This is a genomic window from Serratia sp. JSRIV006 (assembly GCF_019968685.1).
Taxonomy (GTDB): domain Bacteria; phylum Pseudomonadota; class Gammaproteobacteria; order Enterobacterales; family Enterobacteriaceae; genus Chania; species Chania fonticola_B.
Genome location: NZ_CP074137.1, coordinates 1,937,179 through 1,949,591, shown reverse-complemented (window position 1 = coordinate 1,949,591; position 12,413 = coordinate 1,937,179). Strand labels below are relative to the sequence as shown.

Annotated in this window: 11 protein-coding genes; 7 read left to right on the top strand and 4 right to left on the bottom strand. The window is 53.8% G+C overall.

Annotation, left to right across the window (positions count from 1 at the left end; genetic code table 11):
- Positions 1 to 129: 129 nt before the first annotated feature.
- Positions 130 to 447, bottom strand: a complete 318-nt coding sequence (locus tag KGP16_RS09065; RefSeq protein WP_371822689.1) for an endonuclease domain-containing protein — start codon at positions 445 to 447, stop codon at positions 130 to 132.
- Between the two features lie 276 nt (positions 448 to 723).
- Here KGP16_RS09065 and KGP16_RS09060 point away from each other — a divergent pair, with 276 nt between their 5' ends.
- The 7 genes from KGP16_RS09060 to sanA all read left to right on the top strand — a co-directional run bounded on the left by KGP16_RS09060 (position 724) and on the right by sanA (position 8,190).
- Positions 724 to 1,797: a sugar ABC transporter substrate-binding protein gene (locus KGP16_RS09060; protein ID WP_021805054.1), complete on the top strand. Its 1,074-nt coding sequence runs from the start codon at positions 724 to 726 to the stop codon at positions 1,795 to 1,797.
- 135 nt (positions 1,798 to 1,932) lie between these two features.
- Positions 1,933 to 3,156: an MFS transporter gene (locus KGP16_RS09055; protein WP_094983328.1), complete on the top strand. Its 1,224-nt coding sequence runs from the start codon at positions 1,933 to 1,935 to the stop codon at positions 3,154 to 3,156.
- Between the two features lie 139 nt (positions 3,157 to 3,295).
- A complete protein-coding gene (locus KGP16_RS09050; protein WP_059200306.1) occupies positions 3,296 to 3,703 on the top strand; it encodes a CidA/LrgA family protein in 408 nt (135 codons plus the stop codon).
- Complete coding sequence (locus KGP16_RS09045) at positions 3,700 to 4,395, top strand: CidB/LrgB family autolysis modulator (protein ID WP_021805057.1); 696 nt, start codon at positions 3,700 to 3,702, stop codon at positions 4,393 to 4,395. The genes KGP16_RS09050 and KGP16_RS09045 overlap by 4 nt, the downstream gene beginning before the upstream one ends.
- Before the next feature lie 137 nt (positions 4,396 to 4,532).
- A complete protein-coding gene (gene cdd / locus KGP16_RS09040; protein ID WP_202670744.1) occupies positions 4,533 to 5,417 on the top strand; it encodes a cytidine deaminase in 885 nt (294 codons plus the stop codon).
- 157 nt (positions 5,418 to 5,574) lie between these two features.
- A complete protein-coding gene (locus KGP16_RS09035) occupies positions 5,575 to 7,272 on the top strand; it encodes an NAD-dependent malic enzyme (RefSeq protein WP_021805059.1) in 1,698 nt (565 codons plus the stop codon).
- Positions 7,273 to 7,437: 165 nt separating this feature from the next.
- Positions 7,438 to 8,190, top strand: coding sequence for an outer membrane permeability protein SanA (gene sanA / locus KGP16_RS09030; RefSeq protein ID WP_021805060.1), 753 nt, complete (start codon positions 7,438 to 7,440; stop codon positions 8,188 to 8,190).
- A gap of 436 nt (positions 8,191 to 8,626) precedes the next feature.
- On the opposite strand, the gene mglC is transcribed toward sanA, so the two are convergent.
- From mglC to mglB, 3 genes are all read right to left on the bottom strand, one after another.
- Positions 8,627 to 9,637, bottom strand: a complete 1,011-nt coding sequence (gene mglC, locus KGP16_RS09025; RefSeq protein WP_021805061.1) for a galactose/methyl galactoside ABC transporter permease MglC — start codon at positions 9,635 to 9,637, stop codon at positions 8,627 to 8,629.
- Positions 9,638 to 9,648: 11 nt separating this feature from the next.
- Positions 9,649 to 11,157, bottom strand: a complete 1,509-nt coding sequence (mglA, locus tag KGP16_RS09020) for a galactose/methyl galactoside ABC transporter ATP-binding protein MglA (RefSeq protein ID WP_223501184.1) — start codon at positions 11,155 to 11,157, stop codon at positions 9,649 to 9,651.
- Positions 11,158 to 11,284: 127 nt separating this feature from the next.
- On the bottom strand, positions 11,285 to 12,277 hold the full coding sequence (mglB, locus tag KGP16_RS09015; RefSeq protein ID WP_021180577.1) for a galactose/glucose ABC transporter substrate-binding protein MglB: 993 nt from the start codon (positions 12,275 to 12,277) through the stop codon (positions 11,285 to 11,287).
- Positions 12,278 to 12,413: the final 136 nt, after the last annotated feature.

The window sequence follows — 12,413 nt, the reverse complement described above, 5'->3', positions numbered from 1 at the left end:
GAGTTCGTTGATTTCTCTGAGTCATACCTGCCTTTCTTCTTATTTATTTCTTCCCGAAGCAGCACGGACTAATTATATGCTCCGGGCAGCCCCCTCGCCCTACGGGAGAGGGTTGGGGTGAGGGGTATCTCAGAAGCTAGAATGAGGGGAAACACGATCCTGCAAATGCCATAAAATCACCTGTCTCACACCCTCCCAATTAAGTAAAACCTCATCATTCCAAAAACGAATCACGGTAAAACCTTGCTGCTCTAGAAAATAGGTGCGCTGCTGATCATAAGCCACCTGCCCCGAATGCTGACCACCATCCAGCTCAACAATCAGCTTCGCCTGCCAACACGCGAAATCGGCAAAGAAAGGCCCAACCGGAAATTGCCGTCGGAACTTAAACCCAGCCAAGCGGCGATCGCGCAGCTGCAGCCACAAAGCTTGTTCTGCCTCTGTCATATCAGATCTTAAACGGCGCGCCTTAATCAGCGTGATTGCACTCTTCATCAGCCAAGATTAGCGCCACCAGCACCGTCGATCTCTCGGTTCCTGCCAAAACTGCGCACCCCATCCAAACCAATCGTTATATCACCTGAGAAAAATTCATAAGCCGGCGGATTCCCAATTGCCAGGCATCTGGTTATGATGCTGCATTGCACTAAATAGACGTCTAGACAGAAAGATATCTAAACATCCAATTTTAACGGGAACTCTTCACCTGCTTCGGAGCCAATAATGAAAACGATAAAGACCTCACTGCTCGCCCTCAGCCTGCTGACCAGCCTGCCCCTGCTGGCCGCTGAAGCCACGCTTGCCCCCGTTCCTGACGCTATTGCTCAGCATCAAGGGCAGATCCGTGTGGCGGTGATCCGTAACCTGGGTTCCGATGACAACACCACCCAGTTTTTGGCCGGAGCAATCCAGGAGGGGCGCAAGCTCGGTTTCAAGGTCGATACCTTCCTGAGCAACGGCGATGACGCGCGCTTTCAGGACTTCGTTAACCAGGCCATCAGCCAGAAATATGACGGCATCATTCTTTCTCAAGGCCGCGCGCCCTATTCCACCGATCTGGTCAAGCGCATCGCTGCGGCAGGTATCGCGGTGTCAGCCTTTGATACCGACGTTAGCGGCGAGATCCCCGGCGTCACCGTTTCCCAACAGGATGATGCCTCGCTGGCCAATGAATCCTTCGGCCAACTGATTAAAGACTTCGACGGCAAGGCCAACATTATCAAACTGTGGGTTGCAGGCTTCCCGCCGATGGAGCGCCGCCAGGCCGCTTACCAGCAATTGCTCAAGCAAAACCCGGGCATTCATGAGTTGGAATCAATCGGGGCAGTTTCCTCCGACGTTCAGGGCGATACCGCCAATAAAGTGGGGGCGGTGCTAGCCAAATACCCGAAAGGTAAAATCGATGCCATCTGGGGCACCTGGGATGCCTTCAGCCAGGGAGCCTATAAGGCGCTGCAAGAAAATGGCCGCACCGAGATCAAGCTCTACAGCATCGATATCTCCAACCAGGATCTGCAACTGATGCGCGAAGCCGGTAGCCCGTGGAAGGTCAGCGTCGCGGTAGATACCAAGTTGATCGGAGCCGTCAACCTGCGCCTGATTGCCAACAAGCTGGCGGGCGAGCCAACACCAGCCACCTATCAGTTTAAAGCCGCCGCCATCCCGCAAGCCTTGCTGGTCAGCCAGACCGGTCCAATCAACGTAGCCTCGCTGGGTAAAATTATCCCAGGCTGGGGCAGCAGTGAAGACTTCATCCAACCCTGGTTTGCCACCCTGCAGGCCAAATCCGGTAAATAATGCTGTTTTACCGAGGGGCTACAGACGTAGCCTCTTTTTTTTAAACAATTTTTCCGTTCGCCCCTTCTCAGCACCACAAAATACGCTACTGTAGTTGCATTGACGTAATAACTGTATGCATCAACAGGTTTGGTTATGAAGGGATTCCCCCCACTGATTAAGATATTGCTGGCAAGTTCGCTGGTGCTGACCATAGGCCGTGGCGTCACGCTGCCCTTTATCACCATTTACCTGACCGAGCACTTCCACCTGCTGCCGAAAAGCGTGGGGATTATCTTGGGCGTCAGCCTGACTATCGGCATCATCAGCAGCTTTTATGGCGGTTATCTGGTCGATCGCTTTAATAAAAATCCGCTGATCCTGCTGGCCATCCTGCTATTTTCGCTGAGCTTTTTTGCTATCCCATGGGTCTCGCACCCCGCTGGCGTTATCCTGGTGCTGGCCATCTTACATACCGCCTATGCGGTGCTCAGCATCGCCATCAAGGCCTGCTTTGCCAGTTGGCTGCCGGTAAATCAGCGTATCAAGGCCTTCTCGATCAACTATACGCTGGTGAACGTCGGCTGGGCCGTCGGCTCATCATTGGGCGTGATGGTAGCCGGTTACAGCCCACTGCTGCCGTTCTACCTGTCCGGCGGGTTGGCGTTACTGACTGTGATAACCCTGAGCTTCCGCCTGCGCAGCTATCCATCGCCACCGATGGAAGACACCGGCAACACTCCACCATCGGTTCTCAACTTCCGCCAGACGTTGAATGTGCTACGCGGCGATCGGCGGCTGATTTATTTCACCCTTGGCAGCACGTTAGGCGCGGTGGTATTTGGCCAATTTACCGGCTATCTGTCGCAGTATCTGATCCTCGTTAGCGATGCCGAATTTGCTTACAAAGTGATTGGCGTGGTGATGATCGTCAACGCCTGCATCGTGATCGCCCTGCAGTATCTGCTGAGCCGCGGTATGCGCCAGGACAACATGCTGCGCTGGCTGATGCTGGGCACGCTGTTCTTCGTCCTGGGGCTGATCGGCTTTATGCTGGCAGGGCTTTCGATATGGCTATGGGTGCTGGCCATGGCGATTTTCACCCTGGGGGAAATCATCGTCATTCCGGTTGAATATATGTTTATCGACTTTATCGCCCCGCCGCACCTGAAAGGCAGCTATTACGGCGTACAGAGTCTGAGTAATCTGGGTGGTGCCATCAACCCGGTGATGTGCGGTTTCCTGCTGAGCTATGCGCCACCGCCGGTAATGTTCCTGGTGTTGATCGCCGCCGCGTTGTTCAGCCTGCTGTTCTTCTTCCTCGGCCATCGGTTAGCGGAACAGCAAAAGCCACTAGCCAGCCTGAGCAGCGCGGAATAGCCTGGCCCGCTACACTTAAGGCGGGCCACAATCTTGCCAAAATGGCATGATAGGCATAGCGAGAATTCATGATGCGTTTTGTGGCGTAGCTCACAGTTTAATTGTATGATGAATACGTCAACATCAACGAGAATGCACTATGGGCAACCTATTTAACCTGTGTTGGAAATATGTCAGGGCGATCGTGCTGATCTACCTCAGCCTGTTCGCCGGTAACGCCATTGCGGCGCTGCTGCCGATCGCCATCCCCGGCAGCATTATCGGGATGTTGATCCTGTTTGCCTTGCTCTCCTCACAAATTTTACCGGCCAAATGGGTCAAGCCTGGCTGCCATCTGTTTATCCGTTATATGGTGCTGCTGTTCGTGCCAATCGGCGTCGGCATCATGAAGTATTACGACCAGATAGTTGACGATCTGGCTCCGCTGATCGTGTCTTGCCTGATCAGTACGCTGCTGGTGTTTGTGGTGGTTGGCTATACTTCACATTACTTCCATCGCGAGCGTCCCATCCTCGGTAAAGCAAAAAATGCGGAGGATGAACAATGATGCAAAATATCTGGTGGTCCTTGCCGCTGACCCTGGTGGTATTTTACGCGGCACGCAAGCTGGCGCAAAAGCTCAACATGCCATTGCTGAACCCATTATTGGTCTCGATGGCGGTGATTATCCCGCTGCTGTTGCTGACCGGCATTCCTTATGAACGCTATTTTCAAGGCAGCAAAATCCTCAACGATCTGCTGCAACCGGCGGTGGTCGCCCTTGCTTTTCCGCTATACGAGCAGATCCATCAGATCCGCGCGCGTTGGAAATCCATCATCACCGTCTGCTTTATTGGCAGCATGACCGCGATGATCAGCGGCGGTGCCATTGCCCTGCTGATGGGGGCCAAACCTGAAATTGCCGCCTCGATCTTGCCAAAGTCGGTGACGACCCCAATAGCCATGGCGGTAGCCGAGTCGATTGGCGGCATCCCGGCCATCAGCGCGGTGTGCGTGATTTTTGTCGGAATTCTGGGGGCGGTTTTCGGCCATTCGCTGCTTGGCCTGTTACGGATCAACACCAATTCATCGCGCGGTTTGGCGATGGGGACCGCCTCGCATGCGTTGGGTACAGCACGCTGCGTAGAAATGGATTACCAACAGGGCGCATTCAGTTCGCTGGCTCTGGTTATCTGCGGGATTATCACTTCGCTGACCGCGCCGTTCGTATTCCCGATACTGCTGCGGCTGTTTGGTTAACGGCTAAAAACCTGCGATACATCTCGCATTTATAAGTTTCATTGCAGTTGTTTCATTAAAAAATAGATACAAGTCACATTTTGTTGTGGGCCGGTTGCCTAGAATGTTAACCCGTTAACTTGTAGAGAGACTTCCTTATGCATTCTCGCTTTCACTCCGCCTACAGCGAATTGCCTGCGGCCTTGCAATCCGCCCTGCTGCCCTATTTAGATGCGCCTGATTTCGCAGCCATGTTCAAGGCCGAGCAGATTGCGGCGATCAAGCAACAGTGCGGGTTGGATGACGATGCTCTGGCCTTTGCTCTGCTGCCATTGGCGGCGGCCTGCTCGTTAACGCCGATTTCGCATTTCCACGTTGGGGCGGTGGCGCGTGGCGTCAGCGGCAACTGGTATTTTGGTGGCAACATGGAATTCCGTGGTGCACCTATGCAACAAACCGTGCACGCGGAACAGTGCGCTGTCACGCATGCCTGGCTGCGCGGCGAAGCCAAGCTGGTCGCGGTCACCGTCAACTACTCGCCTTGCGGCCACTGCCGCCAGTTTATGAATGAGCTTAACAGCGGCACCGAGTTGGAGATCCATTTGCCTGCACGGGCAACCGCCACTCTGGGTGATTACCTGCCTTACTCCTTCGGCCCGAAAGATCTGCAAATCAGCGAGTTGCTGATGGATCCGGTCGATCACGGCTTCCAGCTGACGCTGGATGATGAACTGGCGAAAGCGGCTCTGGATGCCGCCAACCGCAGCCATGCCCCTTACAGCACCGCCCATAGCGGCGTAGCGCTGGAAGCCGAAGACGGCAAGGTTTACGCTGGCCGCTATGCAGAAAACGCCGCGTTCAACCCTAGCCTGCCGCCATTGCAGGCCGCACTGATCCTGATGAATGTCTCCGGTGGTGATTGCCAGAAAGTACGCCGTGCCGTATTGGCCGAAGCGGAAGGCGCAATCCTGACCCAGTGGGATGCCACCCGCGCCACCCTGGCGGCCTTGGGCTGCGAAGACGTCCAACGCGTGACCTTCTGATCCCTCAGGCGGAGCCACCGTGCTCCGCCGCAATCCGGCTAAAAAACCAGCAACAAGCGACAATTCCTCATTATTTACTAACAAATGCTGTACATATTTTGCCGATATCTTAGGATCGGCAGTAATAAAGCTTACCCTAGGCAAAGAGTAGAAACTGATGGAACTGGAATACGAAAGCAAACGCCCTCTCTACATCCCCTACGCTGGCCCCATTCTGTTGGAATTCCCGTTGCTGAACAAAGGCAGCGCCTTTTCCGAAGAAGAACGCAGTAACTTCAACCTGCACGGCCTGCTGCCGGAAGCGATAGAAACCATCGAAGAACAGGTGGAACGCGCTTACCGTCAGTATCAGGATTTCAAGAACGATAACGACAAGCACATCTACCTGCGCAATATCCAGGACACCAACGAAACGCTGTTCTATCGCCTGCTGGATTCGCACCTGAGCGAGATGATGCCCATCATCTATACGCCAACCGTGGGCGAAGCCTGCGAGCATTTCTCTGACATCTATCGCCGCGCACGTGGGCTGTTTATCTCCTACCCGAACCGCGATCGCATCGACGATATGCTGCAAAACGCCACCAAGCAGAACGTTAAGGTGATTGTGGTCACCGACGGGGAACGCATCCTTGGCCTAGGCGACCAGGGCATCGGGGGCATGGGTATTCCTATCGGTAAGCTCTCTCTGTACACAGCCTGTGGCGGCATCAGCCCGGCCTATACCTTGCCGGTGGTGCTGGACGTGGGCACCAACAACCCGCAGCGCCTGAACGATCCGCTCTATATGGGGTGGCGTCATCCACGTATTTCTGGCGACGAATATCACGCCTTTGTGGAAGAGTTCATCCAGGCGGTGAAACGTCGTTGGCCGAACGTGCTGTTGCAGTTTGAAGATTTTGCCCAGAATAACGCCACGCCGCTGCTTAATCGTTATCGTGATGAGCTGTGCTGCTTTAACGACGATATTCAAGGCACCGCCGCAGTGACGCTGGGCAGCCTGATCGCCGCCAGCCGTGCCGCTGGCAGCCAACTGCGCGATCAAACCGTCGCCTTCCTGGGGGCAGGTTCCGCAGGCTGTGGGATTGCCGAACAGATCATCGCCCAGATGAAATCCGAAGGGCTGAGCGAAGAAGAAGCCCGCTCTCGCGTGTTTATGGTTGACCGTTTTGGCCTGCTGACGGATAAGCTGCCGAACCTGCTCGATTTCCAGAGCAAGCTGGTGCAGAAAAGTGCCAATCTGGATCAATGGCAGGTGGAAAGCGATGCGATCTCCCTGCTGGAAGTAGTGCGCAACGCCAAGCCGACCGTGCTGATCGGCGTCTCTGGCCAGCCGGGGCTGTTTACCGAAGAACTGATCCGTGAGATGCACAAGCATTGCCCGCGTCCGATCGTGATGCCGCTGTCCAACCCAACCTCCCGCGTGGAAGCCCGGCCAGAAGATATCATCAACTGGACCGACGGTGCTGCACTGGTCGCCACTGGTAGCCCGTTCTCACCGGTAACCTATAAAGACCAGCTGTTCCCGATTGCCCAGTGCAACAACTCCTATATCTTCCCAGGGATTGGCCTTGGCGTATTGGCTGCTGGGGCAAAACGGGTCACCGATGCCATGCTGATGGCCGCCAGCCGAGCCCTGGCCGACTGTTCTCCGCTGGCTACCGACGGCCACGGCGCACTACTGCCGAATATCGATGATATTCAAGGCGTATCCAAATGCATCGCGATGGAAGTGGGCAAAGCTGCTCAGTTGCAGGGTGTAGCTGTGGTGACGTCGGAAGAGGCGTTGTCTAAAGCCATCGAGCATAACTTCTGGCGTCCGCAGTATCGTATCTACAAGCGTACCTCGTTCTAAGTTCCTCACCGGGCCTGTTAGTCAGGCCCGGTTATCACGCCAAGACCAGATTTTGCTGAAAAATGCAGCGTAACACCTGCGGTAAACGGCTCATTGCTTGCGTCTGCCGGGCAGGTAAAGTAGCCTTGAGTCTTACTTTAGCCCTCGTTCGCGCAAGGCATCAACATGTGGAAACGCCTGATAATTAGCCTGTTCATCATCATTTCGGTGCTGATGCTGTCGGCTATCGCGCTCGATCGCTGGATAAGCTGGAAAACCGCGCCTTATATTTACGAAGAAATGCAAACGCTACCACACCGTCAGGTGGGGGTGGTGCTTGGCACCTCCAAATATTACCGTACCGGAGTGCTTAACCAATATTACCGCTACCGTATTCAAGGGGCGATCAACGCCTATAACAGCGGCAAGGTGAAGTACCTGCTACTGAGCGGCGATAATGCCCAGCAAAGCTACAACGAACCGATGACCATGCGCCGCGATCTGCTGGCCGCTGGCGTTGCGCCTAGCGATATCGTGCTCGACTATGCCGGTTTCCGTACCCTCGACTCCATTGTCCGTACGCGCAAGGTGTTCGATACCAACGACTTCATCATCATCACCCAGCGATTCCACTGCGAGCGCGCCCTATTTATCGCCCTGCATATGGGTATCCAGGCGCAATGCTATGCGGTACCTTCGCCAAAAAATATGATGACGGTGCGCGTGCGCGAGATCTTTGCTCGCCTGGGTGCCCTGACCGATCTGTATATCCTCAAGCGTGAGCCCCGCTTCCTTGGCCCATTAATCCCGATATCTGCGATGCACAAGGTGCCGGAAGATGCACCGGGTTACCCGGCGGTGTCGCCGGAGCAGTTGGTAGAGCTGGAGCACAAGCTGACGGCGGAGAAGCTTAAGGCCCAGCAGCAGAAAAAGAGCTGAGTTCACCTCACGCTCCAGCGATTGCCCCTCACCCTAGCCCTCTCCCACAGGGAGAGGGGACTGTACGTGCCACAGATTGGCTCCTGCGCCTGACCACAACACTGAATGCGTAAGCGAGCACAACATGGCCACAGATAAACTCTTGTGCCTGAACGCAGCTCCGTACTGCCCCCTTTCCTTTTTGGGGAGAGGGGACCGTACGTGCCACAGATTAACTCCTGCGTCTGACCACAACACCGAATGCGTCATGGCCACAAATAAACTCCTGTCCCTGAACGCAGCTCCGTTCTGCCCCCTCTCCTTTTTGGGGAGAGGGTTGGGGTGAGGGGGAACAGCGACGAATGGAATAACAGTAAGATGGCATATCTGCCGTGTTACATAGCAAAAGCAAAACGGCCAGCAGATGCTGGCCGTTATCGTAAAGCGCAAAACAGACTTATTTTTTCTTGGCGTACTTCAGGGAGTCCAGCGCTACCGCGAAGATGATAATGCTACCCTTGATGATGTACTGCCAGTAAGGGTTCACGCCGATATAGGTCAGGCCGTAGTTGATGACGGTAAAGATGATCACCCCGGTCACCACGCCCAGCACCGTACCTACCCCACCGGCGAACGACACCCCGCCGACCACACAGGCCGCGATTGCATCCAGTTCATACATAAAGCCGAGGTTGTTAGTGGCACTACCGATACGGCCCGCCTCCAGTAAACCGCCAAAGGCATAGAACACCCCGGACAGCGCATAAATCATGATCAGGTTCAGCGGAACGTTGACGCCAGAGACTTTCGCCGCTTCCGGGTTACCACCGATGGCGAAGATATTCTTGCCGAAGCGGGTTTTATTCCACAGCACCCAGACAAAGGCGATCGCAATAATGGCGTAGAAGGTGATATAGGACAGCTTGAAGTCACCGAATCGCAAGAACCCTTGGGCAAAGGTGGAGAATTTCGGATCGAAACCGGCCACCGGTGAAGCCCCCACGTAATCGTAATACAGGGAGTTAATCCCATACACGATGATCATGGTGCCCAACGTGGTGATAAACGGCGTCACGTTGAGATAGGCAATAATCAAGCCGTTGACCAGGCCAATCACCGCGCCCACGGCGCAAACCAGCAAGATCACCAGCGGGATCGACCAGGTTTCCATATGCGGGAACACTTTGTTGACGTTATCCATCGATTGCAGCAGGGTCGCGGCAATTACCGCTGCCAACCCTACCTGACGCCCGGCGGAAAGGTCTGTCCCCTGCGTGACGATCAGCCCGGCCACGCCCAGCGCAATGATAATACGCACCGAGGATTGGGTCAGGATATTACTCAGGTTCATCAGGCTTAAAAAGGTGGGGTCCTGGATAATAATAATCGCCAGTAACACCAACAGGACCAGATAAATGCCACCCTCTTTAAAATAGGTGAACAAGGTTTTTTTATTCAGTGCGCTCATAATTACGATCCTTAAAGATGCAAGGAGGCTAGCCGCAATATTTCATTTTGCGAGGTCTGTTTGGTATTCACAATGCCCGCAACCTGACCATTACTCATCACCAATATTCTGTCGGTAATTCCCAAAAGCTCCGGCATTTCGGAAGAGATTATAATGATCCCCTTGCCCTTCTTCGCCAATTCGGTCATTAACTGGTAAATTTCAAACTTGGCCCCCACGTCGATACCGCGCGTTGGCTCATCCATCATCAGGATTTCCGGCTGTGTCAGTAGCCAGCGGCCAATGATCACCTTTTGCTGATTACCGCCGGAAAGCGAACCGATATTGGTATGGTGGCCCGGCGTTTTCACCCGCATGGCATCGATCACCCATTGGGTGTCGCTTTTCATCCGGTTATTATCCAGCAGGCCCATCTTGTTTTTGTATTGGCGAATATTGGCAATCAACGAGTTAAAGCCAATATTCAGGTAAGCATAAATACCGGTGGAACGACGCTCTTCCGTCACCAGGGCAAAACCGTGGTTGATGGCTTCGTTAGCACTGTTATTGTTGATATTTTTACCGTGCAGCTTGATGGTGCCGGCCACCTTTTCGCGGATGCCAAACAGGGTTTCCACAATGTCGGTGCGCTTGGCGCCCACCAGCCCGGCAATGCCCAGGATCTCTCCCTGATGCAGATCAAAGGAGATATCGCGGATCGAAGGCTGGTGCAAAGAGGTCAGGCCTTTCACCTCTAAAATCACCTCACCCGGCGTATTCTGACGATCGGGGAAACGCTGGCTCAGCGAACGCCCAACCATCATTGAGATAATCTTGTCCATATCCAGCCCTTCCAGCGGCTGGGTGGCGATCCATTGGCCGTCGCGCAGAATGGTGATTTCATCGCATAGCTGGAAGATCTCTTCCATCTTGTGCGAGATATACACGATGCCGCAGCCACGCTCTTTCAGCTTACGGATAATGGTGAACAGATGATTCACCTCTTTCTCGGTCAGAGAAGAGGTTGGCTCATCCATAATCACAATTTTAGCGTTGTAGGAGAACGCCTTGGCAATTTCGATCATCTGCATCTGGGATACCGACAGCGTGCCGACTTTGGCTCGGGGATCGATATCAATATCCAGTTCGTCGAAAATTTCCTTGGTGTCTTTGTACATCTTGTCCTGATCGACAAACAGCCCTTTGGTGGGATAGCGCCCCAGCCACATGTTGTCCATCACGGTACGTTGCAATACCAGGTTCAGTTCCTGATGTACCATCGAAACGCCCTGCTCCAACGCCTCTTTGGAACTTTTGAAATCGACTTCCTGCCCCTGAAACAGAATACTGCCGGAGTCTTTTTTATAAATGCCAAACAGGCATTTTAATAAGGTGGATTTTCCGGCGCCGTTCTCCCCCATTAGTGCATGAATGGAGTTTGGACGTACGCGTAAATTCACTTTGTCTAATGCCTTTACGCCGGGAAACGACTTACTGATATCCGTCATTTCCAGTAGCCACTCACGAGAGTTTTCGGCCATAAATAGTCCTGGCTAATTCTGGAACCAGCACTCTCCCAAGCTGGCTTGCAGCAGTGGAGAATTAACGGGTTCTTCTAATAAGTTCCCCCGCCTAAATTCCGGCGGGGGCATTTCTCTCTATCTCGGTTTATTTCACAAACTGAGACAGGTTATCTTTATCTACACCCACGTAAGGAATACGTACAATTTTATCGACGATCTTCCATTGGGTGCCGTCAGCAGCAGGTTTGCCCGCGGCCAGGTTCTTCGCCAGATCGAAGGTCGCCTTCGCCTGATTGTCGGCATCGTTCAGCACGGTACCGGCCATCGCCCCGGACTTCACCATTGCCAGTGCTTCTGGCAGGGCATCGACACCAAACACCGGAATGCTGCTCTTGTTATGAGCTTTCAAGGCTTCAACCGCACCCATGGCCATCGCATCGTTGTTAGCGATTACCACTTCGATCTTGTTGGCGTTAGGGCCAGACAGCCAGGCGTCCATCTTGTCTTTAGCCTGAGCGGTATCCCACATCGCGGTGTCCATCTGCAGTTGCTGAGTCTTATCGCCTTTTTCATTCAGCGTTTTGATCACGTAGGTGGTACGCGCTTCTGCGTCCGGGTGGCCTGGTTCACCTTTCAACAGTACATATTGGATCTGACCGTCTTTGTTCAGATCCCAGGCTGGGTTGGCTTTCCAGTGTTTGGCAATCAGCTCGCCCTGGATCACGCCAGACTCTTTAGAGTCGGTACCAACGTAATAGGCTTTGTCGTAGCTATCCAACGCCTTGCGGGAAGGTTCTTTGTTGTAGAACACCACCGGGATATCGTTGGCACGTGCCTTGTCAATCACCACCGGAGCGGCGGCCGGGTCCACCAGGTTGATCGCCAGCGCTTTTACGCCTTTGGCAATCAGTACGTCGATCTGGTCATTCTGCTTGGACTGGTCATTCTGTGAGTCATTCATCAGCAGCGTGACATCCGGAGAGGCCTTGGCATCTTTTTCGATCGCCTTACGCACCACCGACATAAAGTTGTCGTCATATTTGTAAATCGTGACGCCAATGCGGGTATCAGCATGCGCAGCTGCGCCAAACATCATGCTTGCGGCCAGCGCGGCCAGGGTGAAAACCTTCTTATTCATTGTCTGTCTCCGGTTTGTAGAGGGTCGTACTCGGTATTAAGCCTTTAGCCACAATGCACACAGTTGGGCGTGGCAGTTTCAAAAGAATTCCTGTCATCCGTGTTGCTTGTTATTCCTGTGATGCTGTGTCAGCGCC

Excerpts from the sequence above, each read along its gene's own strand:
- KGP16_RS09065 (WP_371822689.1), bottom strand. The coding sequence starts at position 447 with ATGACAGAGGCAGAACAAGCTTTGTGGCTGCAGCTGCGCGATCGCCGC.
- KGP16_RS09060 (WP_021805054.1), top strand. The coding sequence starts at position 724 with ATGAAAACGATAAAGACCTCACTGCTCGCCCTCAGCCTGCTGACCAGC.
- KGP16_RS09055 (WP_094983328.1), top strand. The coding sequence starts at position 1,933 with ATGAAGGGATTCCCCCCACTGATTAAGATATTGCTGGCAAGTTCGCTG.
- KGP16_RS09050 (WP_059200306.1), top strand. The coding sequence starts at position 3,296 with ATGGGCAACCTATTTAACCTGTGTTGGAAATATGTCAGGGCGATCGTG.
- KGP16_RS09045 (WP_021805057.1), top strand. The coding sequence starts at position 3,700 with ATGATGCAAAATATCTGGTGGTCCTTGCCGCTGACCCTGGTGGTATTT.
- cdd (WP_202670744.1), top strand. The coding sequence starts at position 4,533 with ATGCATTCTCGCTTTCACTCCGCCTACAGCGAATTGCCTGCGGCCTTG.
- KGP16_RS09035 (WP_021805059.1), top strand. The coding sequence starts at position 5,575 with ATGGAACTGGAATACGAAAGCAAACGCCCTCTCTACATCCCCTACGCT.
- sanA (WP_021805060.1), top strand. The coding sequence starts at position 7,438 with ATGTGGAAACGCCTGATAATTAGCCTGTTCATCATCATTTCGGTGCTG.
- mglC (WP_021805061.1), bottom strand. The coding sequence starts at position 9,637 with ATGAGCGCACTGAATAAAAAAACCTTGTTCACCTATTTTAAAGAGGGT.
- mglA (WP_223501184.1), bottom strand. The coding sequence starts at position 11,157 with ATGGCCGAAAACTCTCGTGAGTGGCTACTGGAAATGACGGATATCAGT.
- mglB (WP_021180577.1), bottom strand. The coding sequence starts at position 12,277 with ATGAATAAGAAGGTTTTCACCCTGGCCGCGCTGGCCGCAAGCATGATG.